General features: G+C 63.8%; 22 protein-coding genes and 1 pseudogene. 11 read left to right on the top strand and 12 right to left on the bottom strand.

Features of this window, described 5'->3' with window-relative positions:
- Positions 1-88: 88 nt before the first annotated feature.
- Positions 89-760, top strand: coding sequence for a hypothetical protein (locus EZ216_RS07290; RefSeq protein WP_135249024.1), 672 nt, complete (start codon positions 89-91; stop codon positions 758-760).
- On the opposite strand, the gene EZ216_RS07285 is transcribed toward EZ216_RS07290, so the two are convergent.
- From EZ216_RS07285 to EZ216_RS07275, 3 genes are read right to left on the bottom strand one after another with little or no spacing between them, the layout of a single operon-like run.
- Positions 698-1,906 (bottom strand): DUF4417 domain-containing protein, encoded by a 1,209-nt coding sequence (locus EZ216_RS07285; RefSeq protein ID WP_135249023.1) that lies wholly within the window; start codon positions 1,904-1,906, stop codon positions 698-700. The two genes, EZ216_RS07290 and EZ216_RS07285, sit on opposite strands and share 63 nt — an antisense overlap.
- On the bottom strand, positions 1,906-2,253 hold the full coding sequence (locus EZ216_RS07280; protein ID WP_135249022.1) for a hypothetical protein: 348 nt from the start codon (positions 2,251-2,253) through the stop codon (positions 1,906-1,908). Before EZ216_RS07280 ends, EZ216_RS07285 begins: the two co-directional genes overlap by 1 nt.
- Complete coding sequence (locus tag EZ216_RS07275) at positions 2,243-2,815, bottom strand: hypothetical protein (RefSeq protein WP_135249021.1); 573 nt, start codon at positions 2,813-2,815, stop codon at positions 2,243-2,245. The genes EZ216_RS07280 and EZ216_RS07275 overlap by 11 nt, the downstream gene beginning before the upstream one ends.
- Positions 2,816-2,995: 180 nt before the next feature.
- Here EZ216_RS07275 and EZ216_RS07270 point away from each other — a divergent pair, with 180 nt between their 5' ends.
- The 4 genes from EZ216_RS07270 to EZ216_RS07255 are packed head-to-tail and all read left to right on the top strand — an operon-like array spanning position 2,996 to position 6,340.
- Positions 2,996-3,571: a nucleotidyltransferase domain-containing protein gene (locus tag EZ216_RS07270; RefSeq protein WP_135249020.1), complete on the top strand. Its 576-nt coding sequence runs from the start codon at positions 2,996-2,998 to the stop codon at positions 3,569-3,571.
- Entirely contained in the window at positions 3,555-4,001 is a 447-nt protein-coding gene (locus EZ216_RS07265; RefSeq protein ID WP_135249019.1) for a hypothetical protein, read from the top strand. The genes EZ216_RS07270 and EZ216_RS07265 overlap by 17 nt, the downstream gene beginning before the upstream one ends.
- Before the next feature lie 39 nt (positions 4,002-4,040).
- A complete protein-coding gene (locus EZ216_RS07260; RefSeq protein WP_135249018.1) occupies positions 4,041-5,411 on the top strand; it encodes a hypothetical protein in 1,371 nt (456 codons plus the stop codon).
- Positions 5,408-6,340, top strand: coding sequence for an SH3 domain-containing protein (locus EZ216_RS07255; RefSeq protein ID WP_135249017.1), 933 nt, complete (start codon positions 5,408-5,410; stop codon positions 6,338-6,340). Before EZ216_RS07260 ends, EZ216_RS07255 begins: the two co-directional genes overlap by 4 nt.
- A 12-nt stretch (positions 6,341-6,352) precedes the next feature.
- Here the strand turns inward: EZ216_RS07255 and EZ216_RS07250 are convergent, their stop codons facing one another.
- Positions 6,353-7,240 (bottom strand): hypothetical protein, encoded by an 888-nt coding sequence (locus EZ216_RS07250; RefSeq protein WP_135249016.1) that lies wholly within the window; start codon positions 7,238-7,240, stop codon positions 6,353-6,355.
- A gap of 875 nt (positions 7,241-8,115) precedes the next feature.
- On the opposite strand from EZ216_RS07250, the gene EZ216_RS07245 reads away from it, so the two are divergent.
- The 4 genes from EZ216_RS07245 (at position 8,116) to EZ216_RS07230 (ending at position 14,091) form a co-directional block, all read left to right on the top strand.
- Positions 8,116-9,483: a tyrosine-type recombinase/integrase gene (locus tag EZ216_RS07245; protein WP_135249015.1), complete on the top strand. Its 1,368-nt coding sequence runs from the start codon at positions 8,116-8,118 to the stop codon at positions 9,481-9,483.
- Between the two features lie 105 nt (positions 9,484-9,588).
- Entirely contained in the window at positions 9,589-11,472 is a 1,884-nt protein-coding gene (locus EZ216_RS07240) for a hypothetical protein (protein WP_135249014.1), read from the top strand.
- Positions 11,469-13,649 carry a hypothetical protein gene (locus EZ216_RS07235; protein ID WP_135249013.1) on the top strand — a complete coding sequence of 727 codons (2,181 nt, stop codon included), beginning with the start codon at positions 11,469-11,471 and terminating at the stop codon, positions 13,647-13,649. The genes EZ216_RS07240 and EZ216_RS07235 overlap by 4 nt, the downstream gene beginning before the upstream one ends.
- Complete coding sequence (locus EZ216_RS07230; protein ID WP_135249012.1) at positions 13,627-14,091, top strand: hypothetical protein; 465 nt, start codon at positions 13,627-13,629, stop codon at positions 14,089-14,091. The genes EZ216_RS07235 and EZ216_RS07230 overlap by 23 nt, the downstream gene beginning before the upstream one ends.
- A 7-nt stretch (positions 14,092-14,098) precedes the next feature.
- Here the strand turns inward: EZ216_RS07230 and EZ216_RS07225 are convergent, their stop codons facing one another.
- The gene (locus EZ216_RS07225; protein WP_239024286.1) at positions 14,099-15,211 is read right to left on the bottom strand and encodes a PA0069 family radical SAM protein; all 1,113 of its coding nucleotides are present in this window, start codon (positions 15,209-15,211) and stop codon (positions 14,099-14,101) included.
- A gap of 197 nt (positions 15,212-15,408) precedes the next feature.
- On the opposite strand from EZ216_RS07225, the pseudogene EZ216_RS07220 reads away from it, so the two are divergent.
- A pseudogene (locus EZ216_RS07220) lies at positions 15,409-16,242 on the top strand (PA0069 family radical SAM protein); the annotation flags it as partial.
- Positions 16,243-16,245: 3 nt separating this feature from the next.
- Here the strand turns inward: EZ216_RS07220 and EZ216_RS07215 are convergent.
- From EZ216_RS07215 to grpE, 4 genes are all read right to left on the bottom strand, one after another.
- Positions 16,246-16,809, bottom strand: a complete 564-nt coding sequence (locus tag EZ216_RS07215) for a hypothetical protein (RefSeq protein ID WP_135249011.1) — start codon at positions 16,807-16,809, stop codon at positions 16,246-16,248.
- 177 nt (positions 16,810-16,986) lie between these two features.
- A complete protein-coding gene (dnaJ, locus tag EZ216_RS07210) occupies positions 16,987-18,135 on the bottom strand; it encodes a molecular chaperone DnaJ (protein WP_135249010.1) in 1,149 nt (382 codons plus the stop codon).
- An 82-nt stretch (positions 18,136-18,217) separates the two neighbouring features.
- Positions 18,218-20,188 (bottom strand): molecular chaperone DnaK, encoded by a 1,971-nt coding sequence (dnaK, locus tag EZ216_RS07205; RefSeq protein ID WP_135249009.1) that lies wholly within the window; start codon positions 20,186-20,188, stop codon positions 18,218-18,220.
- Positions 20,189-20,275: 87 nt separating this feature from the next.
- Positions 20,276-20,851 (bottom strand): nucleotide exchange factor GrpE, encoded by a 576-nt coding sequence (gene grpE / locus EZ216_RS07200; RefSeq protein ID WP_135249008.1) that lies wholly within the window; start codon positions 20,849-20,851, stop codon positions 20,276-20,278.
- A gap of 197 nt (positions 20,852-21,048) precedes the next feature.
- On the opposite strand from grpE, the gene EZ216_RS07195 reads away from it, so the two are divergent.
- Complete coding sequence (locus tag EZ216_RS07195; protein ID WP_135249007.1) at positions 21,049-21,429, top strand: RidA family protein; 381 nt, start codon at positions 21,049-21,051, stop codon at positions 21,427-21,429.
- Positions 21,430-21,570: 141 nt separating this feature from the next.
- Here the strand turns inward: EZ216_RS07195 and EZ216_RS07190 are convergent, their stop codons facing one another.
- From EZ216_RS07190 to EZ216_RS07180, 3 genes are read right to left on the bottom strand one after another with little or no spacing between them, the layout of a single operon-like run.
- Positions 21,571-21,921 carry an FKBP-type peptidyl-prolyl cis-trans isomerase gene (locus tag EZ216_RS07190; RefSeq protein WP_135249006.1) on the bottom strand — a complete coding sequence of 117 codons (351 nt, stop codon included), beginning with the start codon at positions 21,919-21,921 and terminating at the stop codon, positions 21,571-21,573.
- A 20-nt stretch (positions 21,922-21,941) separates the two neighbouring features.
- Positions 21,942-23,135 (bottom strand): fumarylacetoacetate hydrolase family protein, encoded by a 1,194-nt coding sequence (locus EZ216_RS07185; RefSeq protein WP_135249005.1) that lies wholly within the window; start codon positions 23,133-23,135, stop codon positions 21,942-21,944.
- Positions 23,132-23,461 (bottom strand): winged helix-turn-helix transcriptional regulator, encoded by a 330-nt coding sequence (locus tag EZ216_RS07180; protein ID WP_135249004.1) that lies wholly within the window; start codon positions 23,459-23,461, stop codon positions 23,132-23,134. Before EZ216_RS07180 ends, EZ216_RS07185 begins: the two co-directional genes overlap by 4 nt.
- Positions 23,462-23,546 lie beyond the last annotated feature (85 nt).

Here is a 23,546-nt window from a genome sequence, read left to right as displayed (position 1 = left end):
CGACCTCCAAGACTTCGCATTCATTGAGGACGCAGCTGCTTCAGCAGCCGCAGGTGCAGCCACCTCTGTGCCGAGCGAGGACCTGAGCTTGGGCCCGTATGTCGAAGCTCTCGTACTGCGCAAGACCATCGGCGCTCTGTCCTTTGACAGGCGCGGCGGTGAGCGGCATGAACTGCTCTCCAAGGCGGCTAAGAACGATGTGGCAGCTGCATACTCACCTGGCCTGGGCGCCTTCTTCCTCGGCGAAGCTGGAGTCAAGGCGGCGAACAACTCCCTGCTGTTCGGTGAGTCACTTGCTCGCGCGGTGTCTGAAGCCGGCCTGACGGGAGCTGCGAGTTCTCTGCTCAAGGGCGCCACGGTCGAATTGCTTACGAACGTGCACGAGCACGCAGGGCCAAACGCCCGTGGCATCGGCCTGTATGAGGTCTTCGAGGGTGGGGTCGCGGTGTGCGTTGCTGACGCCGGGCAGGGCATCGTGGCAGGCTATGTGTCGGCCAACCCGGGTTTGTCCGGCCTGACCGCGGAGCAGGCACTCATCAAAGCGCTTGTGGAGCACAAGTCTCGCCTGCCTGACCAAGGGCGCGGCACCGGATACAAGACAGTCGCGAATGCGATGAGGTCGCTTGACGCCACCTTGAGAGTGCGCAGTGGTGATGCCAGCCTGGAGATTGAGGGCCACCCCGACGATGCGGAGTGGCTATCCCGCGAACAAGTCGAACTGCGAGGCTTCGTCGTCAGTCTCGCACTGCGCTGGGCCTGAAGCAGCCAGGGCAAGGAATTCGAGCTCACCCTGGGCAGGCCGCTGCAGCGTGCCCATGTGCAGGGCTGCCTTCAGGCTGGTGTTGTGTGTGAGCAGCTCTCGCATCTGCGCCGCACTTGCGGTTCGGTGCTTGCGGGCGCGCAGCGCCCCAGAGTGCTCGAGGGTCAGGCGCTGCCTCTTGACCGTCTTGAAGTACGGGTCAGAGTCGATGGTAACCACCTGGGCGAAGTAGTTCTTCAGCTCGTCTTCGAAGCTCTGGCCGCCCCGCCGCACGAGCACGAGGTCTCTGCGACCACTGAGCTGGACGAACCGAATGAGTCGCTGCACGTACCGCGCGCCGTCTTCCAGAGGCTTTGCCCCAGTGAGGAACTCGAATGCCACAGCCTTGAGATTGACTTGGCGCTTGGCGAACTCGGCCCAACGCTCGAAGTCATGGTCCGTGCGGCCGTTCAAGTGCAGCGCTGTCGGCAGACCTGCATTCACCATGTGGTACCAAGTCCACGCGATGCGTTTGATGGCGTGCAGGTTGTCGTGACGCGGAACGTCGGCGTACGTGCTGTAGTTCGGACTTGTGGCGAAGATGACGCCGGCCCTGTGCATCAGGGCGAAAGCTTTCTTCCACTCGGGCAGGCGCCAGATGCGCTCGACCTTGGGGTCGCGTTCCACGCCACTTGCAATCCAGCCTTTGATTGGCTGAGCGCCGAAGGACCTGCGCAGCTCCGCAGCGTTCTTCGCCCGGTCAAGTTGTCTGCCTCCGCGCAACGCCATGGAGAGCGGAAAGGCGACGTGGTTCAAGTCGCGAATCGCGCGCTTGCCAACCACGTTGCCCTCCCACAGAGGAATGAAGCCGGGAAGGGGCGGCAGTGGTACTGCAGGCGCCAGAGGGATGTCGTCCAGCTCAAAGCCACCCACCTCCCACACTCGATGCGCGTACCGCACGGGCGCTTTCGGGCAGACCGTGTGGCAGCGTTCGGGGTCTTCGCACCTGCACATGGACATGCAGCTTATTGCGTCCGCGCCACCATTGGCTGTGTGCAGTCCACCGCAGGTGGGCCTGTCCAGGCACGTACCGCAGCCCAATAGCGGCTGGCCGCTGCTCTGGTCCTTGATTGCCCAGACTTGCTGATGGTGGCGCGGCTCGAGCATCAGTCCTCCAGTTGCAGTTCCACGCTATTGGTTTGGCAGTTCACGCGCCGAACCTTCCCCGGAGCGACGTTGTGGTGCTCTTTCAGCGTGGCCACCAGGGCTGCGGACGGCCGTTCGACCGTTGCGACCTGATGCACCCCGTCGCTTGCCACAACCTTGCCGCCTTGGATGAGCCGCAGCAGAACCGGCTGCTGCGGCACAAGCGACAGCTGCGGCTCGCTCTTGGCCCTGATGACGCGGCGCACCTTGGGAGCAGGAGCGAACATGTCGTTCGCAGCGTTTGCCAGGTTGCGGCGCCAGGCCTTCTCGTGCCGCTCGCGCTTGTTCCGCAGGAAATCAGTTCCCATACGCCAGTCCTTTCACCGTGAGGGAGTACAGCTTGGTTTTTCCCACCTTGCGTTCCTGCAGCAGGCGCAGCGAGGCGAGGTTAGACAGCCTGTTGTTCCAGGCCGTGACGCCGGCAGCCGATTCCGCGGCTTGGCTTGCAGTTTTGGCATCGGCCTCTTCGAGCTGGGAGACCACCTCTAAGGTCTCGCGCTGAGTGGGCTCTAGCGTGCCGATAACGAAAGCGCCCGTCAGACTTCCTTGCTCGTCGGTGGAGGCAACGACGACGGGTTGCTTCAATGCTTCTGCAGCGAACCTCAGTTCGTCCAAGGTTGCAGCATTGACGTTCACGAAGACGGGGAGGGCGCCCGCTTGCGAGATGACCTCGCTGAGCTTCAGGAGGCTTTCGCGGGCTGCACTTGCTGTCACCAGCTCCATTCCGGACATGTCCAGCAGGAGAGCCGGCGCATCAACCCGCGTGGGCGCAGCTTTGCCCAGCCGCTCGAGTGCAGCACGCCCGGCCGCGATGCCCAGCAGCTCTGCCGCACCGAGCACGCTTTTGAGGTGGAGACTTGGAAGATTCATCGTTCACTCATTTGTCTGAGTGAGTGAATTGTAGTGCCGCACGGCGCCTCGTCAAGCGCTGTGCATGGTGTCCCTATTCAAGGGACAATCGTCCCTACTTAGAGGACACTTGTCCCTACCAAATGGACAGAAATCGAGCTCAGTCCCTATAATGTGGACAAACATCCCCACCTTAGGGACATGAGCTCCGCCGACTTCCTCTTTACTCCGACCGTCCAGAAGGTGCTTGGCGCTGTGCTGTCGCAGCCAGAGAGGTCATTCACCTTGCGGGAACTGCTAGAGCTGGCGGCAAGCGGCCGGGGCGGAGCGCAGCTGCAGGTTGAACGTCTTCTGGATGCTGGTGTGCTCATCGAAGAGCCGCGCAGAGGGCGGCAGAGGAGCATCCGGGCCAATAAGGAGTTCTTCCTGTACCCAGAGCTCTTGAGCATCGTGCGCAAGTCATTTGGGGTGAAGGAGCCCTTGGTTCGAGCTCTCCAGCCATTCGAGGACGACATCGAAGAGGCCTTTGTCTTCGGCTCAGTCGCTTCCGGCGAGGACAGCTCCAGGAGCGACATTGATGTCGCCGTGATTGGTCACGCTCCGTACGGCGAGCTCCTGAGTGCTCTTCACGCAGTGGAGAAGGACCTTGGCCGGCCAGTCCACTTGAATCTGTACGACCCCGAGGAATGGCGCGAACTCGTTGCTTCGGACCCTGTGGTCTCAAAGATTGCCAAGAGCCAGAAGCTGGAGCTCATGAAGCATGCCGAGACCGCCTGAATACGAGAACCTCATTCGCACAGGCGCATTCGGGCCCGTCACGCGAACCGACGGTGCCGTCGAAGGCTTCCTGAAGAATGCACGCGAGGACTTGGAAGTCGCCAAGGGCATCGACGTCGCACGTGCCAAGCAGAGGTTCACACTCGCATACGAAGGCTTCTACGGCCTGGTGCAGGCGGTCCTCGAGTTCTACGAGGTGCGCACAAAGGATTCTGGCCGGCAGTTGGCCATCCAGCGCGTCGCCGCCGACCTCAAGCTCAATCCCGACCAGCAGCGTCTGGTCAGCCAGGCGCACGCGCGTCGCAACGAGACGATTTACCGGTCGCCGTTCCCGCCCATCTCGCGTGCAGAGGCGCTCGCGATGATTGAGATTCTCGAGAAGGCGCTTCCGGTTGCCCACGCTCTCACGGGCGTTGCAGCGCCGGCTTGAGCTCCGGTACTCCGCATCGCGGCAGCGTAGGACACGCGCGTGAACGAATTCGACCTGCTGAAGAACGCACTTTCCGAAGCCAAGTATGTGCCGCATGAGCATCTGCCAGTCGGCCCGGAGGAGCTTCATGCCACTGGACTCGCCTTCGCGCGCGTGGATGAGGTTGGGAGCCTGGGCTTCACACCGGCTGGACGCACCTGTATCCACCGCCTCGCGTCGGTCCTCCACGAACGAGACGAGCGCTTTCGACGAGGGGCGTCTCTCGCCGCCTTTCGCGAAAAGGTAGCGAGCGCCGCGCTGGATTACTACGACCAGCGCGCCAACCTTGCTCACGCTGACGTCGCCGGTCTGAAGAACAAGCTGGAGCAGTGGTTCCAAGGCCACACGAAAGCAGAAACGCACCTTGTCCCATGCGCTCTGCTCCCACAGGACGCGCGCTCCTTTGATGTTGGGCCAGTGCGCTTCATCAGCGCTGGGCAACTTGAGGCCGAGGGAATCAAGACCGCGGCCTTCGGCGATTGGCTCTCGAACTTTGCAAACTCCAGGAATGCGCGGTGGTTCGCACGTGTGGAGGTGCGTGGAGAAGACGCGAGGCGCAGGGAGCTTGCCAATGCCGCTGTCGACCTTGCGTTGGCGAGCCTACACCTAGTACTACCCCTGGACCCTCCGATGCACAGGGTCTCAAACCGTGCGGTGCCAGATTGGGTCATGAGCTTCACGCTGGACGACAGCGGTGAGGTCTGGCCGGGGCAAACCACAAGCAACACTCCGGCCGACGCGCTCTCGAGCGAGTACTTCGACCAGGCGATTGATGCCAACGCGACGCTGCTGAAGTCCTGCGGCGCCCGGATTCAGGCATTCCTCTCAGTCGACGAAGCCCTCGATGGCATGTCGCATGCCTGGTGCGACGCAGCTTACTGGTATTTCGAGGCGGCAAGCGACGAGCTCGACACCGCGGCACTTGCCAAGCTCGAGGCTTGTCTTGAGAACCTCACTTCCAGCACCAAAGGACACAAGAGCAACAGCCGGCTGCGGGGTCTGGTGCAGAGGGTGCTCGGCGTGCCACTTACAAGGCCTCTTTCCAACAACGCGCCTCTTACCTATGGCGGCTTCGTGGAGGAGCTTGTCGAAGCGCGCTCACGCGTGCTGCATGGCACGGCATCAACTCTGACTGGAGGCGCCAAGCTGACACGTGCTGAAGCAACCAAAGAAGCGGCTCGCTTGTTGAAGGCAACGAGTTGTCTGATGGACCGCTACCGCGAGGTCTGCCCCGCCTCCGACCTCTCGCTGGACGCATTCCAGGACTGGACCCATCGCGAGCGAGAGAAAGCAAGAGCAGCAGCGCAGCAGAACACGCCGCCCCACGAGCCCGCCCCGGGCGAGACGTTGGCCAATGATGGTGGCGCATGAATGACTTGAAGACTCTTAGAGAGCAGGTGCCAGCAACATCGCTGCAGCGTGTGCACGAGGAGCTTGCGCGCCACCGGCTCCCCGAAACGCCTTTACAGAGGCTCCAGCATGAAGTGCAGCGGTACGAGTCGGCGACCACCGCTGTGCAGCGTGCATCGCAGCAACGGGAAGCGTCTTGGGTCGCCAAGTCGTTTGGCCTGCATCTGCCCGGCGCGGAAAGCTTCAAGCCTGTGAGCTCCGCCTCTGAGGTGCGCCAACTCGTCGAGAAGTCACTCGAGCGTACAAGCCCAGAGCAACTGCAAGCCTGGGCGCGGCAGATTCGCGAACGGCCGCAGTACTACGAGCGCCTCATCGAAACGGTTGTAGGGCCCAGGCTCGCCACAACCCTCGTACAGCAGTTCATCAAGATTCCGGACGCTGAGGAGGGGGCTCTCCCCACGGCATCTGCGGCCACAGCTCACGCGGCTCTATTCGTCTTGGACGCGCCTACCTTGGAGGGCGCTTACCGAGCGTTGGCGAAAGTCTTGAGCAGCCTAGACCCCGTCCAGCAGCTCTTCCTCACCGTGTTCATCGGTCCGCTCCTCGTGGGTCTGGTGTACGCATTCGTGAACCCGATTGCCGAACACTGGTTGAAGAAGAAGTGGCTCGATGACGATAGCCCGCAAGGTCGCAAGAAGAGGGCGAGGCAAGAGGCGGTAGCAGCCGTCGGGGGGACCTCCGTCCTGGCCGAGTTCAGGATGGTCAGCACCCAGAACTTGGTGGTCCGCGCCTCGGCCGCCGCCAAGGGCAAGAAAGTCGCGGCGCTTTCGTTCGGGACCGCTATACGCGTGCTGCGTCGCGCCGGCGCGTTCACGCTCATCGAATGGAGCAGTGGTGACGGGAGCGTTACTGGCTGGGTCTACACGCGCTATCTGAAGCGCTTCGACTAGCGACGCGCCTGGTCACTCCTCCCGGGCCGGCAGCAGTCCATAGGCTTCGAATTCCGCAGGCCGCAGCACCTTGGCCTCGAGCAGCACGCGCCGGTACAGCGCAATGAACTGACCGACGGCGCCCCACCTCTTGGACGCAGGTTTGTTCGTCAAGAGGGCAGCCAGGCACCACAGAAGGCGCGTGAGGTCTCGCTCCACGATGGCCCGAATCTCTGCCAAGGTCTCGCCCATGAGGTACGACTGGCCGTCCTCAGCGTAGAGGAGCTTGTTGCGGTAATCGGCCCGCTGCGTGATGAAGGTCTTAACCCTGTTCTCCCCGTCGTCGGGCAGTCGCGCGAAGAAGTCGTCATAGAGATGCTGGACAACCTCGTCATCAGACGCTTCGTCCCTGCTGATGGAGACGTCCAGCGGGTTGACGTCGATGAGGAACTTCCCGTCGTGCGCAAACAATGTCAGCACTGCTTTTCCGTCCTTCACAGCAGGAACAACTCGCCAGGTCGTGACGCCTTCCAGGCCCGCCGGGGCCAGTCCATTCTTCAGGAAGTCTTCGAAGACGGTCGCCATCTCGGAGAGAACCGGCGTGAACGCAAGCTTCACCAGGTGGTTCTTCTTCTTGCTGACGAAGTCGCGATGCTCAGGGAAGTGGTCCGCGTTCAGCTTCAGCAGCTCGAAGATGGCCACGACCAGTTCCTCCTCTGCGGCGATGAGCCGGATGACGCCCATCTCTTCGTCGAACCCCTCCAGTCGGATTGCTTTCTGCAGGTGATGCGCCGCCTTGGCAACCCGGGTCTGCACCTTGAGCGGCGCAGAGCTGAGGATTGCTACGACAACGTCCTCACCGACCAAACGCTCCAGCTCTGAGGTGTCGATGGTGATGAGTTCGTTGTCGGGCTCGGTCATGGTTCTCTTCGTCAGGGGCGGCCGGAAGCGTGCCGCAGGTACATAGGTGGCTCCTGGTGCCAATGTACTCGGGGCATCAGCGCGGGCGAGGAAGGGCGACGCCCATGGTTCTGCGCTCTCTGGCCGGCCAGAGCCAGTTCGACGGCGTGAATGCCGGCCAGGTTCTCCTAGAAGTCGCCCGGTGCAGCATTGAGCAGGTCCGAAAGGGAGGAGAGACCCGTAAAGGCGCTCAGGTAAGAATCGTTGTCTCCCTGGCTTCGTAGGTACTTAAAAGACGGCGCTCTCAACGGTTTACGGTCGTCGCATTGAGTGCAAAGGCGCGCCTAAAGCCTGCATGGGAAAGACGTCGGCACTTTAGCGTTGACCTTCCTCTCTCCTCTGAAGGCTGCTTCACGGTATAGGACTGTAGAACCAACCCAGAACGTTCTCTCTTAAAGAGTGCGCTATCTAAACAACCTACAGTGGAAGAATGCAAGCTTCTAAAATGAGGCGAATACATGCAAAGCGTTTTAGACTAGCTAAGAGCTTTAGAGGGCGGTAGATTGCATCGCGGTTGAAGACTGCGCCGAGAAATCAGACACTACCTAGCACTGGGCAATCAGTAGATACGGCCCACGAACTGAAAGGAGCGTCTGAATGAGCGAGCGCAATGGTGCGGGAGTGACTCTCCCCAAGGCTCCCGGAGAGCTGTACAGGTGGGCTGGCCACCCCAAGCCGGCACCTTGGCCGAAGCAGCAGGCTTCTACGTTGCTTTTCCTCGTGCGCACCACGGGCATGCGGCTCGGAGAAGTCCTGAGTCTCAGGACGGTGCCGGTTGGCCCCCTGAGGAATGACTGGCTTCGCATCCGTCGCAGTGCCCACCAGCACCACGGCTGATGAAGACGGAATCAGCCGCTCGAGAAGACGCCGTTCTCCCGCTCTGGGTCATCAAGCGCACGCAGGACGCCGAGGGTGATTCGACGAGCCCGCTACCAGTTGGGTTCTCGTACATCATCGACGAGCTCAGCGGTCAGCTGTTCGAACCCGGGCTGCTCTTTTTGGCGACCACACAAACCAACAGAGATGGCGGGTTCAAGAAGAACACCGTCGACGCCTACGCGAGCGACCTGCTCGATTGGACGCGGTACCTAACCCGCCGCCGCGTGCCCTGGAACAAGGCGACTTGGGAAGACCTCGCGCTGTACGTCTCAAGCATGGACAGGTTCGTCTCTCCCCATCATGGCCGGTACTACACCGAACGCACGAAGACTCGGCGCCTTGTGCCCATCACGGCCATGTACAAGTGGGCGCCGCAACATATTCCGGCGTTGTGTGAGCACTCGCCGTACGGAACGCTCTTCGACGCGAGGAAGGCGGCCGAGTTTCTGGACGAGCGGCGAAGAAGCAGGCGCAGCAAGGTGCCTGTTACCAGAGACGACGCCGACGACGAGGAAATCCCCCTGTACATGAACGAGAACGAGGTCAAGGAGACGTTGAAGGCAATGGGCCCTGAGCCGCGTGCCTCTGGCTGTGATGAGGACGAAGAATCGGCCACGTCCTCGATTGGCCATCTGGGAATGGAGTTGGGTTTGCAAGCCGGCCTGCGGGTCAGCGAGGTCGTGGGGTTGCAGGTGCGCTTGTTCAAGCGGTACTTGAACCAGAAACTCATCCCGGGCGCGTTCTACCGTGTGGGCAAGTTCCGGCGCAAAGGCGGCGAGCGTAAAACTGTACGCATGCACGGCGTGTTGGTGCAGAAGGTCGTCAACTACATCAAGTGTGAACGCGCTGAGGTGATGCGTGGCGTGCAGGCGGACCACGGCGTGCTCCTCGTGCACAAAACGGGGCAACACCGAGGTGAGCCGCTTCGCACAGGAACCTTGCAGCGGCGCTTCGCGAAGGCTTGTATGGCCGCCCAGGTGACGATGACCGTCTCGAAGCTCGCGCCCGTCGATGGTGACTGGACGAACCTCGTCGTGGAAGAACTGCTGCGGCCCAAGTACACCTTCCACAACCTGCGTCACACGTTTGCGGTGTGGAGGTACTACGCACGCAAGCGTGACGGTGACACCGACCCCTGGAAGCACGTGCAGGAGGAGCTTGGGCACAAGGATGCGGCAACGACCATGAAGTTCTACTTGCCGGTGACGCAGGACTTTGAAGCCAGCGTGACCGACGAGTTCATTGCAACCTTGAATGCTGATGCTGGCGTGTACGGCATGGAGGACGACGAAGAGCTTGATGAGGAGCTGGCTGATGCGCTGTGAAGAGCAGGGAGGCGGCGTGCAATTGGTGGTGGGAAATCAGCCGCCCTCGCGTCACAAGAACGCGGGGGCAGCGTCAAGCCCCGATACGGCGGGTGGCGAAATCTGATGGGCCGCAGTACCGTACTCACGAGGCGCCCCGACAGGTTCCAGCAGCTCACTGCAGCGCAGGACGCTGAATTTCAGGGGAAGACGGGCGACCTCGTCCTGACCGGAAAGCTGCGCTCGTACAACGGAAAGCCTGAGAACGCGCCGCACTTCAAGGCTGCCTTGAAAGGCTTCAAGGCGGACGTCGCGAAGTTCGAATCCGCCGTAGCCTTGACTGACGGGTTCGTTCTGGTGTGCAACGAGCCAGGCCGCAGGAGCCCGCGAGCTTTCGAGACGCTGCGCTCTCAGTTGAACAACGGGCTGCTCGAGTTCGCGCGCGCTAAGCGACTCCAGGCGAAACCCCTGAAGGAATGGCCAGCAGACCTCGGGCACCGCGTGGTGGCGTGGCTTCGCAAGGAAGCTCTCAAAGACAATGGGGAGCTGTACTTTCCTGAAACTTTGCGCAAGTACTACGGGGCGTTCTGCAGCCTGTTTGCCTGCATGAAGGAAACACCGAAGCTGGCAGCCTTACTGCCCCAGCTTGAGGATTTCCCGCGAAATCCCTTTTCTGGCCTGCGCGGCTCGGGCAACACAACGCAGTCGATGGGGCAGTCGGCGCTCATCGACACGCTCAACGCTGCCCGAGACGAGTTCCTCGAAGTGGTGCACAAGGTCCGGTATGCGCAGCAGCTTTTCGCCGGCCCGGAAGTTCCGCCGGACACCACCAAGCGTGGAGAGGGCCAGTTCCGCAATCTCGATGCGGTGCTCTGGTATCTCAAGACCAGCTACCGCGGCAAGCTGCCGATGTACACGACGCTTGCCGAATCGGACGTTGTGGAAGAGCGAGCGGTGTATGAGGCCATCAGCCGCTTCCATGGCGGTTGGCGCAACGTCTCAGAGTACCTGCAGCCCGCGCCGGAGAGCTGTGTCGCGCCCATGTTGCTGCTGACCATCTATGGCCACTTCAACACCGACGCGCTGCGCACTCTCGGCCAGAAAAACCTGAAAAGGAAGGACGTCCTGAACAACGGCCGGCTCGAGGTTCGCCTCACGGTGCGGCCTGGCAAGCAGCGGGGAAGTACCTATGCGCGTAGTTTCCCAATCGACGACGCCGACCCTTGTTCGCCCAACTCCATCTTGGAGCTGATGGTTGCGTGGACTGAAAGAATTCGCAGCGAAGCGGGCAAGTACAAGGACTGCATCTTCATCCATGTCACCAATGAGAACGCAGTCAAGGCCTTCGCATCCGCCAAGCTCGATGGGCGCGGTGGCGACACGAAGTGGCTGCACCATCTGGCCGAGTTCTGCGAGCGGCACAAGCTGGACCGCTTCAATCTGAGGGAGCTGCGCATGACCTCGCTGGACTACGGCATGTGGATGTTTGCAGATGACATCCGTGCTTCCTTCGCTCTCAAAGGAGGCAAATCCGAGTCGGTGCTTCGTGACCACTACATCGGGGAGTCGGCACGCCAACGTAGCAACGCTCGAGTCGCTGAACTCCAGTCGAACAAGGAGCGGTATGTCCGGACCGGGGGGAAGGTCCACCACTTGGGGTCAGATAGCAAGGACATCAGCGCCGCGACGCCCGGCTGCAAGTGCGTGGACACCTTCGACTCGCCCATACCTGGAGAGGTGAAGGGGCGCCAGTGCGGGGCGTTCGGCCGCTGCCCGGGCTGCCCGCTCGGGTCACCGGAACTCACCGCCTACGGGCTGGCCAGGATGCTGCAGCTGCGCGAGCAGCTCAAAGAAGCCAGGAAGACGATGCCCCTCGAGCGCTGGAAGGCCTGCTGGGACGGCGTGCTCAAGACGCTTGAGCGCAAGTGGATTCCCCTCTTCAAGAACAAGCCTCAGCTCTGGGAGCGGGTCAAGCGCATGTCACTTCCGCCAATTGGAGTCATTGAATGACAATGGCCGCCGCAGCTTCCGCCTCCGCTGCTGTCCCACAGGGCAGCCCTCAGGTGCCCGAGGAGGCTTTCGTTGACCTGGACAAGCCGGACTTCAAGACCTTCTGGAACGCATTCGTCTGGCGGTTCCTCAATCGCAATCCGGCACGACCGACGATTGCCATCAACTGGCAATTTGTCTTGCCAACAGGGGGACTCTCTACCGACCCGCAGCACATCATCCTGCTCGAGAGCTTCAAGACGGTCGTGTGGGGAATGCTGACCAACGACGCCTACGGAAAAAAGCTGAAGGTGGGCACGCTTGGCTCCATCAGCGGAGGTATCCGGGAGGCATTCCGTTGGTTCGTCTGGAATGGAATCAAGGACTTCTCGCAACTGACGCCTGCCGTGCAGGAGCGGTACCACAACGTGCTTGCTCAGCTCATTCTGAAGCGCGAGGAGGTCTACCCGGACTTCGTCGCGGAGGGCTATGGCTTTGGCTATCACAGCCCCTCGCTGCGCTCGGTCCTCGAGGAGGACTTGGAAGAAGAGGACGAGGCGAAGGTGGACGACCAGGCTGAGGATGACGGCTTCACCTATTCGCAGGTTGCCAATCGCATCAACATCATCTACTACATCTACGCGCAACGAGTCCTGCTCCAAAAGCGCAAGCTGCCTGCCCTCTCAAGGGCGCCATTCAAGGGAAGAAGCGGCGGCGAGGTCACCTCAGGCATCGTCGCGCATGCCATCAACCGCATTCCTGCACTGCCCCAGGCAGTGAGCATCCCCATGCTCGCAGAAGTATTCCGGTGGGTCGACGAAGTCGGGCCGGAGATTCGGCGCGCCCATTTCGCATTCCAGAACTCCAAGGACGGCGGCCGCCGGGCAGTGATGTCAGCTTTCGCGAAGCTGGACGCCGCGGGGTTCAGCTCAGAGCGCCTGGCAGCCCTGCCCTGGAGGGAACGCAATGAGGGGCGCATCGAAGGCGCTGAGGACCCACTTGCGTTCGGCTACCACCGCATGCGTCTGGCGGTGCTGATGCTGCGGGACGCCTGCGTTCTCGCGGTGCAGTACCTGGCCGGCCTGCGCATCTCCGAGGTCTGTTCAGCCAAGGTCCTCAAAGACAAGGTCAATGGCCTGCCCTCGTGTGTGTACAAGATGCAGTCCCCAGACGGCATGATGGACCTGTACTTCCTCAAGGGGGTACTCACCAAAGGCCAAGCCGAGCCCAAGGCGAACGACTGGGTCATCGGCTGCGCGCCATATCGCAGCAAGGAGCTGCCGGTCATCGTTCGAGCGCTGAATCTGCTGCACGACGTGGTGACGCCGTTCCTTGACGACGACAAGGAGGCGCCGCTCTTCGTGCACTTCAAGAACCGGTGGGGCATGCCCGCGAGCGCGGATAGCGTGCACCAGGCCACCGGCACAGACCTGCAGCGCGGCTGCCGGCGCTTCATCCGGTGCTTCGTTGACTTGTCCACCCTGCCGGATTTCGACCGCCACGGCAACAGCCTGGTGCGCTACCGGCGAACGCGTGGCCAGTGCATCAGGACGCACCAGGGGCGTAAGACGTTCGCGGATTTCTGCCTGAAGACGAGGAAGACCGCGCTTCATGCCCTCAGCCTTCACTTTGGGCACCTGACCGACTCAATCACGTACCGGGGCTACTACGAGCCAGTGCAGCGTCTGCACGATGACGTTGAGATGTTCGGCCACTCCGCAACAGTCGATTTCTTCGTGAGCCGCAGTGAAGGCAAGGTCGTCTTCGGCACGATGGCTGCAGCCGTGAATGACTTCTTGAAGGAATTCAAGCTCGAAGGCATCAAAGACCCTGCGGAGCTTCGCGACAAGGTCACGGACATCGTTATCACCCACGACCTGCGCATCTACTTCAACGACAACGGCAATTGTCTTATCAGCATGGCGCCTCTGAAATCACGGTGCCAGGCTGCCGCAGGTGGCCCGTCGTGGATGCACACGCGCCCCAACGAGAAGACACGCACCGTCTCGATGTGTGGCGGCTGTGACTGCCTTGCACTTGGTCGCGAGCATCTTCCCTTCTATGAGACGCGAGCCGCGGCATGGAAGGAAGCCGCCCAAGACAGGGCAAACCGGGTAGCAGTCAGAAGCTATGAGCAGTCACGAAAAATTGTGCGCATCTTGAAGGCACCAGCCTATGACGCCTCTCAGCCTTGTTGAAGACCTGCTCGCCAAGTTCGAGCCCGTGGACCCGAGGGAGGAAAAGTTCGCACAGACCCTGCGTGAGCTACTTGAAAAGCGCAAGTTCGACGACAAGGGCAAGCTGACCGGACCAACTCTCAACCTCACCGTCATCGCGCATCACGCGGGGTTGAAGCTCAAGCTCGTAAGCCACGAGGGCTGCGCGCTGCCCGCAGCGAGGGAACTGCTGCTCGCAGCAATGGAGCGACTGTCTGAGTACAGTCTGCAGGTCAAATGTGACTTCCTCGACCAGGAAGTCAAGCGCCTGCGAGCTCGCCTAGACCGGTACGACTCCATCTACGCCAATCGCGTCGTACAGCTGCACAAGAAGAAGACTCAGATTGAGCCTACGCCAGCCAACAAGTACACGCCGGACGACGTCCGCATGGCGGCCCAGGTCTTGCCGATGGATGAACTCTGACCGTGCTCTAGGCTTCGAAGAGGCTTGCTTGAGCGTCCGGAGGCAGCGAGCCGGGCACTCTGAACAGCGCCGTGTCCAAAGCGTCGTGCCGGCGTAGCAGTCCAAGCCGTCGCACAGCCATCTCAAACCGCTGCCGAAGCAAAGCGGCGTATTGCCCAGTCCCCCGCATCCGCGTGCCGAAGTTGGAGTCGTAGTCGGCGCCCCCGCGCATCTGGCGCACGAGGCTCATGACGTGCGCTGCGCGGTCGGGGAAGTGCTCGTTCAACCACTCCACGAAGAGGTCGCGCACCTCCAGTGGAAGCCTGAGAACAATCATGCTCGCCGAGGTCGCGCCGGCGCCCGCGGCCGCCTCCAGGATGGACTCGAGCTCCCGGTCGTTGACCGCAGGAATCATGGGTGAGGCGAAAACGGAGACGGGAACGCCGGCTTGGGACAGTTCGGTGATTGCCCGCAGGCGCCGGTGCGGCGCGTTCGCACGCGGGTCCATGATTCGGGCAAGGGTAGGGTTGACCGTGGCCAAGGACATGTTGACGCGGGCAAGGCCCTTCGCAGCCATCTTGGCGAGGATGTCGAGGTCTCGGGTCACCAGGGCCGACTTGGTCGTGATGCTCACCGGCGCATTGAAGTCCGCCAGCACCTCCAGGACAGACCTTGTGATGCGCAACTCGCGCTCGGCCGGCTGGTAGGGGTCGGTGTTCGCGCCGAGGGCGATGAGGCTAGGGCGGTACGCCGGCCGAGAGAGCTCTTTGCGCAGGAGGGCGGCAGCGTTTGTCTTGGCCTGAATCTTGGTCTCGAAGTCCAAGCCTGGCGACATCCCCAGGTACGCGTGCGAGGGCCGGGCATAGCAGTACACGCAACCGTGCTCACACCCTTGGTAGGGGTTGATGCTCTGCTCGAACCCGAGGTCAGGCGAGTCGTTGTAGCTGAGGATGGAGCGCGCTTCGACCAGCCGGACTTCTGTTGCCCTGCGCGGGATTAGCTCCTCGGGCTCCTCGGAGGTGCGCTGCTGCTCGTGGTGGTCGAGGTCCTTCTCCCGGCCCCAGGAGTCAAACCGTGACCGGGCGTTAGAGCCAACGCCCCGGCCCTTCACGAACTGAACAATGGTCTGGCCTTCAGCCAAGGCTCCTCCACGGCGCGAGGGCTGGCATGCCGAAAAGGCGACCAGCCTACTGTATGGATTAACAGTATACGCCAGCCAGATTCCCGGGTGTGGCACGTGGGGCACCCCTCCTTAGAAGGTGCAGGCCTACCCCTAGCAGGTGGCTTCCATCATTGGCTACGCCTCTCGGGAGTAGTTTTCCAACAAACATAAGCATGGGCTGCATCTACTGCTACGCGCGGCCCACGCACAGCTACCTGAACATGTCGCCCGGGCTGGACTTCGAGACGAAGCTGATCGCCAAGCGCGGCGTGGCGGAGGTGCTGCGCAAGGAGATCTCGCGCCGGAACTACGAGCCCAGGATGATCGCCATCGGCACCGCCACCGACTGCTACCAGCCGGTGGAGCGCGAGCTGCGGCTGACGCGGTCGGTGATCGAAGTACTGCATGAGACCGACCACGCGTTTTCGCTGGTCACCAAGTCCAGCGGCGTGGAGCGCGACCTGGACCTGATCGCGCCCATGGCCGCAAAGAAGCTGGCGGCGGTGTACGTGACCATCACCACGCTGGACGCCGGCCTGGCGCGCAAACTGGAACCGCGCGCCGCAGCGCCGCATCGCCGGCTGCGCATCCTGAAGAACCTGGCCGAAGCGGGCGTGCCTTGCGGCGTGAGCCTGGCGCCGCAGATCCCCTTCCTCACCGACGACATGGAACAGGTGCTGGAAGCGGCGTGGGAGGCCGGCGCGCGCAGCGCCTTCTATCACGTGGTGCGCCTGCCCTGGGAGGTGGCGCCGCTGTTCCGCCAGTGGCTGCAGATGCATTACCCGCAGCGGGCGGAAAGGGTGATGGCGCGCATCCAGGACATGCGCGGCGGCAAGGACTACGACGCCGACTTCGCTTCGCGCATGAAAGGCAAGGGGCCGTGGGCCGACCTGATCGGCCAGCGGTTCCGCAAGGCGGTGCAGCGCATCGGCTTCAACCGCGAGCGGGTGGCGATGGACAGTTCGCTGTTCCGGCCGCCTTCGCGCGACGGCCAGGGCTCGCTGTTCTGAGCTTCAGGCCAGGCGGCCCAGGGCGAAGAAGCCGGCGGCGGCCAGCAGGCCCCACCAGATGGCGCCCCATACGTTGACGCTCATCTGCGCGGGACCGGAAAGGCGGCGCAGCTGCAGGTTCCACAGCCACAGCACGGGCAGGCCGCCCAGCACCACCAGCAGCGTCGGCACCTGCCAGCGGAACAGCGTGGCCCAGGGCGGCAGCATGGAAGCGATGCGGAAGGTGTCGTCCGAAAGCGCCTGCGCCGGCACCCCGTTGACCCAGGCGCCACCCGCCAGCAGCGCGGCCACCAGCAGCACGAAGGTGGCCGCCAGCTTGAAGGTGCGCCGCCAGCCGAACACGCTGAGCAGGCAGGCGGTGGCGCCGGCCACGCCCACGGCGGAGGCCAGCGCGGGCAGGAAACCGGAACCGCCCGTGAGCATCACGTGCCACAGCCAGACGTTGCACACAAAGCCCACCCAGCCGCCCACCGCCGCCACCGCCCAGCCCGGGTGCAGCGCCAGGCGCGCCTCGCCCGGAGCCAGGATGGAGTGGTAGCCGGTGGAGCGGAACAACTTCAGCGACATCGCGCCATTGTGGTCCGGCCGCGTTGGCACGCCAACCAGACTGTCGCGTTGGGGGGACAACCCGTGAGGAAACGTAGCTGCGCGAAAGCCTCGATTCCGGCCTTCGCGGGATTGACACCGGGGCGAGTTGGTGGGGCGCGCCAATGAAAAAAGGGCGGTGTCCCCACCGCCCGTCGTTCACGCGCTGAAGAAGTTCTTCAGCTTGTCGCTCCAGCTTTCCTCGCTGGGCGAGTGCCGGGAGCCGCCTTTCTTCAGCGACTCGTCCAGCTCCTTGAGCAGCTTGCGCTGGTGCTCGGTCAGCTTGACCGGCGTCTCCACGCTGATGTGGCAGTACAGGTCGCCCGGGTAGCTGGAGCGCACGCCCTTGATGCCCTTGCCGCGCAGGCGGAACTGCTTGCCGGCCTGGGTGCCTTCGGGGATGTCGATGGCGGCCTTGCCCTGCAGGGTGGGCACCTCGATCTCGCCGCCCAGCGCCGCGCGCGTGAACGAGATGGGCACCACGCAGTGCAGGTCGTCGCCGTCGCGCTCGAAGATCGGGTGCTTCTTCAGCCGGATCTCGATGTACAGGTCGCCCGGCGGCCCGCCGTTGTGGCCAGGCTCGCCGTTGCCGGCGCTGCGGATGCGCATGCCGTCGTCGATGCCGGCGGGAATCTTCACCTCCAGCGTCTTCTGCTTCTTCACCTTGCCCTGGCCGTGGCAGGTGGGGCAGGGCTCGGGGATGATCTTGCCGGTGCCGCGGCAGGTGGGGCAGGTCTGCTGGACGGAGAAGAAGCCCTGGCGCATCTGCACCACGCCCTGCCCGTGGCAGGTGCCGCACTGCTTGGCCTGGGTGCCGGGCTTGGCGCCGCTGCCGTGGCAGGTCTCGCAGGGGTCCCAGCTGGGGATGCGGATCTGCGCTTCCTTGCCCAGCGCCGCTTCTTCCAGCGTGACCTCCATCGCGTACGACAGGTCGTTGCCGCGGTAGACCTGGCGGCCGCCGCGGCCCTGGCCACCGCGGCCCTGTCCGAAGATGTCGCCGAAGATGTCGCCGAAGGCCTCGGCAAAGCCGCCGAAGCCTTCCTGGCCGGCGCCCATGCCGCCGCGCATGTTGGGGTCCACGCCCGCGTGGCCGTACTGGTCGTACGCGGCGCGCTTGTCGGCTTCGGAGAGCATCTCGTATGCCTCCTTGGCCTCCTTGAACTTGGCTTCGGCATCCTTGGCCGCGTCTCCCTGGTTGCGGTCAGGGTGGAACTTCATCGCCAGCTTGCGATAAGCCTTCTTGATCTCCTCCTCGGAGGCGTTCTTCGGCACGCCGAGGACGTCGTAGTAATCGCGTTTGGTGGCCATTCGTTCGTTTCTTTTCAGCACGAACGCCGCGTTGGCTCCTCACCAACGCGGCGCGCGTTCGTCATCAAGGCCGGCGCCCCGCTCAGCCCTTCTTCACTTCCTTCACCTCGGCGTCCACGACGTTGTCGTCGTGCGATGCCTGGCTCGCGCCGCCGCTGCCGCCCGCCGCGGCTTCCGGGCCGGCGCCCGCGTCGGCCGCGCCGCCCGCGGCCTGGGCCGCTTGCGCCGCCTGCATGTCGGCGTACATCTTCTCGCCCAGCTTCTGGCTGGCGGTCATCAGCGCGTTGGTCTTGGCTTCGATGGCGGCCTTGTCCTCGCCCTTGAGCGATTCCTCGACGTCCTTGATCGCGGCTTCGATCTTTTCCTTCTCGCCGGCTTCCAGCTTGTCGCCGTACTCGCCCAGGCTCTTACGCACCGAGTGCACCAGCGCCTCGCCCTGGTTGCGGGCCTGCACCACCTCGAGCTTTTTCTTGTCCTCGGCGGCGTTGAGCTCGGCGTCCTTCACCATCTTCTGGATTTCGTCCTCCGACAGGCCCGAGTTCGCCTTGATGGTGATCTTGTTCTCCTTGCCCGTGCCCTTGTCCTTGGCCGACACGTGCAGGATGCCGTTGGCGTCGATGTCGAACGTCACCTCGATCTGGGGCAGGCCGCGCGGGGCCGGCGGGATGCCCTCGAGGTTGAACTCGCCCAGCAGCTTGTTGCCGCTGGCCATCTCGCGCTCGCCCTGGAAGACCTTGATGGTCACGGCCGGCTGGTTGTCGTCGGCGGTGGAGAAGGTCTGCGCGAACTTGGTCGGGATGGTCGTGTTCTTGGCGATCATCTTGGTCATCACGCCGCCCAGCGTCTCGATGCCCAGCGACAGCGGCGACACGTCCAGCAGCAGCACGTCCTTGCGGTCGCCCGAGAGCACGGAGCCCTGGATGGCGGCGCCGACGGCCACGGCTTCGTCGGGGTTCACGTCCTTGCGCGGCTCCTTGCCGAAGAACTCCCTGACCTTCTCCTGCACCTTGGGCATGCGGGTCATGCCGCCCACCAGGATGACGTCGTGCACGTCGCCCACGCTGACGCCGGCGTCCTTGATCGCCGTGCGGCAGGGCGCGATGGTGCGCTCGACCAGTTCCTCGACCAGGCTTTCCAGCTTGGCGCGGGTGAGCTTCAGGTTCAGGTGCTTGGGGCCCGACGCGTCGGCCGTGATGTACGGCAGGTTGATGTCGGTGGCCGCCGAGGACGACAGCTCGATCTTGGCCTTCTCGGCCGCTTCCTTCAGGCGCTGCAGCGCGAGCACGTCCTTGGACAGGTCGACGCCCTGGTCCTTTTTGAACTCCGCGATGATGTAGTCGATGATGCGCTGGTCGAAGTCCTCGCCGCCCAGGAAGGTGTCGCCGTTGGTGGACAGCACCTCGAACTGCATCTCGCCGTCGACGTCGGCGATCTCGATGATCGAGATGTCGAACGTGCCGCCGCCCAGGTCGTACACGGCGATCTTGCGGTCGCCCTTTTCCTGCTTGTCCAGGCCGAAGGCCAGTGCCGCCGCGGTGGGCTCGTTGATGATGCGCTTGACTTCCAGGCCGGCGATGCGGCCGGCGTCCTTGGTGGCCTGGCGCTGGGCGTCGTTGAAGTACGCCGGCACCGTGATCACGGCTTCCGTGACGGGCTCGCCCAGGTAGTCCTCGGCGGTCTTCTTCATCTTGCGCAGCACTTCGGCGCTGACCTGCGGCGGCGCCAGCTTCTTGCCGCGCACTTCCACCCACGCGTCGCCGTTGTCGGCCTTCGCGATGGTGTAGGGCATCAGGTTGATGTCCTTCTGGACTTCCTTTTCCTCGAACTTGCGGCCGATCAGGCGCTTGACCGCGTACAGCGTGTTCTTCGGATTGGTGACGGCCTGGCGCTTGGCCGAGGCGCCGACGAGGACTTCGCTGTCCTCCTGGTAGGCCACGATGGAAGGCGTGGTGCGCGCGCCTTCGCTGTTCTCGATGACTTTCGGGGTGGTGCCTTCGACGATGGCCACGCACGAGTTGGTGGTGCCGAGGTCGATGCCGATGATCTTGCCCATGACTGTTTCTCTCCTGTTTTCCGTGCCGGACGGTCCGCCCGGGCTCTATGGCCTAGTTGTGGATAACTCTGGTCGTTTCAAGCGGCTTCACTGCGGCGCGGCCACCGTCACCAGGGCGGGGCGCAGCACGCGGTCGGCGATGAGGTAGCCCTTCTGCAGGACCGTGACGACGGTGTTGGCTTCCTGCCCGGGGGCCGGAACCATCGAGATGGCCTGGTGCTGGTGGGGGTCGAACTTCGTGCCGGCGGCCGGGTTGATCTCCAGCACCTTGTTGCGCTCCAGTGCCTGCTTCAGCTGGCGCAGGGTCGCTTCCGCGCCTTCGCGGATCTGCTCGGGCGTGGCGTCCTGGATGGCCAGGCCCGCTTCCAGGCTGTCGGTGACCGGCAGCAGGCTTTCGGCGAAGCTTTCGATGGCGAACTTGCGCGCCTTGGCCATCTCGTCTTCCGCGCGGCGGCGGGTGTTCTGCATGTCGGCCTGGGCGCGCAGGAACTGCTCCGACAGCTCGGCGTTCTTCGCGCGCAGCGTCTCCAGTTCCGCCAGCGACGCCGCCAGGTCCGCTTCGTTGGCGGCGGCGGTGGCTTCGCGTTCCTCGGGCGGGCGGACGTCCGCGGGGCCGGGGGCGCCGTCCAGGGTGGGTTCGATCTTCGTATCGTCTGCGTTCATCGGGTCTTCTATGGGGAGGCAGCGGTGAAACTGCGGTGCACCTTGGGGCAGCGTAGCCCTTTTCAAGCAGGGGGATTGGCGTTTTCCGCAAAAAAGCGCTGAGCTAGTCCGCCCGGGCCAGGGCTTCAGCGCGACCGCGCGCCCGGATGGGCTGGGCCCGCACGGCCTACAGTACGGTTTTGGCCAGGAGGGCGCGCATGGGCAGGCAATGGATCAGTTCAGGGTCGAAGTTCGAAGCCGAGATCGGCTACTCGCGGGCCGTGGTGGACGGCGACTGGGTGTTCGTGTCGGGCACCACCGGCTTCGATTACTCGTCCATGACCATCTCGGAGGACGTGGCGGCGCAGTGCGAGCAGTGCATGAAGAACATCGCCACTGCGCTGCAGCAGGCCGGTGCGGGCGTCGATGACGTGGTGCGGGTGAACTACGTCCTGCCCGACGGGCGCGACTTCGAGGCCTGCTGGCCCGTGCTGCGCAAGTGGTTCGGCAAGGCGAAACCGGCCGCGATGATGATCCAGGCCGGCCTGCTGGACCCGCGGATGAAGATCGAGATCGAGGTGACGGCGCGCAAGCATTGAGCGCCGAAGAATGCGGGCTCCCTTACGCGGAGCACGCAGAGGTTGCGCAGAGTTCGCAGAGAAAATTCACAGAATTTTCTGAATCTCCGCGTCCTCTGCGAAACTTCTGCGTGCTCCGCGTAAGGGGGGCCGCTTTCAGGCTCAGTGCGCCTCCAGCAGCTCCACGTCGAACTTCAGCGTGGCGTTCGGCGGGATCACGCCGCCGGCGCCGCGCGCGCCGTAGCCGAGTTGCGGCGGGATGATCAGCGTGCGCTTGCCGCCCACCTTCATGCCTGCCACGCCTTCGTCCCAGCCCTTGATGACCATGCCGGCGCCCAGCGAGAACGCGAACGGGTCGTTGCGGTCGCGGCTGGAATCGAACTTGGCGCCTTGCTCGCCGTTGTCGAACAGCCAGCCGGTGTAGTGCACGTGCACGTGCTGGCCGGGTTTGGCTTCGGCGCCGGTGCCGGGGGTGGTGTCCTCGTACTTCAGGCCGGACGGGGTGGTGATCATCGGGAGCTTTCCTTTCTTGTTCAGTCGGCGGGGGCCAGCAGGCCTCGCCGGGCCAGGTCCTTCATCAGCGCGCCCGTGCCGTAGGTCCAGGGCGGGATGCGGTCGCTGGTGTTGACGCGATTGGCCAGTGTACCGAGCGACGGTGTCGCCACCGTAACAACGTCACCGGCCACGTGGGTGAACCCTTGACCCGGGCCGTGCCGGTCCTGCACCGGCGCGAACATCGTGCCCAGGAACAGCACGAAGCCGTCCGGGTACTGGTGCGTCGCGCCGCGCGCCTGCTGCACCAGGTCCAGCGGGTCGCGGCTGATCTTCGCGAGCGAGCTCGAGCCTTCCATCACGAAGCCCTCGGGCCCGGTCACGCGCATGGCCAGCTCGCACTTGCGCACGGTGCCGATGCCGAACTGCGCGTCGAACAGGCGGATGAAAGGGCCGATGGCGCAGCTGCCGTTGTTGTCCTTGGCCTTGCCCAGCAGCAGCGCGCTGCGGCCTTCGAAGTCGCGCAGGTTCACGTCGTTGCCCAATGCCGCGCCTTTCACGCGGCCGCGGCTGTCCACGGCCAGCACGATCTCGGGCTCGGGGTTGTTCCACTCGCTTTTCGGGTGCAGGCCGACTTCGGCGCCGGTGCCCACGGCGCTCATGGGCTGCGACTTGGTGAATACCTCGGCGTCGGGGCCGATGCCCACCTCCAGGTACTGCGACCACATGCCGCGCGCGATGAGCACTTCCTTCAGCTTCGCCGCTTCGGGCGAACCGGGCTTCACCGCCGACAGGTTGTCGCCGATCACCGAGACGACTTCGGCGCGCACGGCTTCGGCCTTGGACAGGTCGCCGCGCGCCTGCTCCTCGATCACGCGTTCGAGCATCGAGGCGACGAAGGTGACGCCCGCGGCCTTGATCGCCTGCAGGTCGCAGGGCGCCATCAGCCAGGGCAGCGAGGGATCGCGCGCGTCCCACGCGCTGTTGGCCAGCACGGCGGCGGCGCTGCCGATGCGCGGCGCGGTGAAACCGCGCACGGCGGACGCGGGGTCTTCCAGTTCGAGCAGTTCGCTCATGGTGGGCGCCAGGCGCGAGAGGTCGAACACGGCCTCGGGCGTGATGCGCACGAGCACCGCGCCCTGGTCTTCGACCCAGGCGCGGCCGACGAGCGTGGCGGTGGCCGCATCTTGCGGCAGGGCGGCTCCCGGCCGCAGGGCGTTGGCGAGTTCGTTCATGGCGTGGTGCTGGGGTGGTTCTTCTTCTTGCCCTGCATCGCCGCCCACCTGGCGGCGAAGGCGGGCAGGTCGGACAGGCGCCGCAGCAGGTCGGCGCCGGCGGCGGTGATGCAGTAGCCGTCGGGCCCGTGGCCCATGAGGCCGGCCTCGCGCATCTCCTTGATACGGGTGTTCAGCGTGTTGGGCGTGATGCCGCCCACGCTGTCCTGCAGCAGGCGGAAGGTCTGCGGGTGGCCGTCGCGCAACGCCCAGAGCACGCGGATGGCATAGCGCGCTTCCAGCAGGGCCAGCAGCTGGTGGATGGCGGCGTTGTCCTTGGCGCTCATGCTTGTTGTTCTGGTCGGCCCCGCGCGCGGGGAGGGGCAGTGTACGCATCCCGCGCTACACAAACAATAGCGGCGGGTCTTCCTT

This window comes from Ramlibacter humi, assembly GCF_004681975.1.
Lineage (GTDB): Bacteria > Pseudomonadota > Gammaproteobacteria > Burkholderiales > Burkholderiaceae_C > Ramlibacter > Ramlibacter humi.
This window is presented reverse-complemented; position numbering and strand designations above follow the sequence as displayed.

Bases quoted from the DNA above. Each gene is read 5' to 3' on its own strand.
- grpE (WP_135249008.1), bottom strand. From the start codon at position 20,851: ATGAACGCAGACGATACGAAGATCGAACCCACCCTGGACGGCGCCCCC.
- EZ216_RS07250 (WP_135249016.1), bottom strand. From the start codon at position 7,240: ATGACCGAGCCCGACAACGAACTCATCACCATCGACACCTCAGAGCTG.
- EZ216_RS07195 (WP_135249007.1), top strand. From the start codon at position 21,049: ATGGGCAGGCAATGGATCAGTTCAGGGTCGAAGTTCGAAGCCGAGATC.
- EZ216_RS07270 (WP_135249020.1), top strand. From the start codon at position 2,996: ATGAGCTCCGCCGACTTCCTCTTTACTCCGACCGTCCAGAAGGTGCTT.
- EZ216_RS07230 (WP_135249012.1), top strand. From the start codon at position 13,627: ATGACGCCTCTCAGCCTTGTTGAAGACCTGCTCGCCAAGTTCGAGCCC.
- EZ216_RS07190 (WP_135249006.1), bottom strand. From the start codon at position 21,921: ATGATCACCACCCCGTCCGGCCTGAAGTACGAGGACACCACCCCCGGC.
- EZ216_RS07235 (WP_135249013.1), top strand. From the start codon at position 11,469: ATGACAATGGCCGCCGCAGCTTCCGCCTCCGCTGCTGTCCCACAGGGC.
- EZ216_RS07255 (WP_135249017.1), top strand. From the start codon at position 5,408: ATGAATGACTTGAAGACTCTTAGAGAGCAGGTGCCAGCAACATCGCTG.
- EZ216_RS07265 (WP_135249019.1), top strand. From the start codon at position 3,555: ATGCCGAGACCGCCTGAATACGAGAACCTCATTCGCACAGGCGCATTC.
- EZ216_RS07240 (WP_135249014.1), top strand. From the start codon at position 9,589: ATGGGCCGCAGTACCGTACTCACGAGGCGCCCCGACAGGTTCCAGCAG.
- dnaJ (WP_135249010.1), bottom strand. From the start codon at position 18,135: ATGGCCACCAAACGCGATTACTACGACGTCCTCGGCGTGCCGAAGAAC.
- EZ216_RS07180 (WP_135249004.1), bottom strand. From the start codon at position 23,461: ATGAGCGCCAAGGACAACGCCGCCATCCACCAGCTGCTGGCCCTGCTG.
- EZ216_RS07275 (WP_135249021.1), bottom strand. From the start codon at position 2,815: ATGAATCTTCCAAGTCTCCACCTCAAAAGCGTGCTCGGTGCGGCAGAG.
- EZ216_RS07185 (WP_135249005.1), bottom strand. From the start codon at position 23,135: ATGAACGAACTCGCCAACGCCCTGCGGCCGGGAGCCGCCCTGCCGCAA.
- EZ216_RS07245 (WP_135249015.1), top strand. From the start codon at position 8,116: ATGAAGACGGAATCAGCCGCTCGAGAAGACGCCGTTCTCCCGCTCTGG.
- EZ216_RS07280 (WP_135249022.1), bottom strand. From the start codon at position 2,253: ATGGGAACTGATTTCCTGCGGAACAAGCGCGAGCGGCACGAGAAGGCC.
- dnaK (WP_135249009.1), bottom strand. From the start codon at position 20,188: ATGGGCAAGATCATCGGCATCGACCTCGGCACCACCAACTCGTGCGTG.
- EZ216_RS07285 (WP_135249023.1), bottom strand. From the start codon at position 1,906: ATGCTCGAGCCGCGCCACCATCAGCAAGTCTGGGCAATCAAGGACCAG.
- EZ216_RS07215 (WP_135249011.1), bottom strand. From the start codon at position 16,809: ATGTCGCTGAAGTTGTTCCGCTCCACCGGCTACCACTCCATCCTGGCT.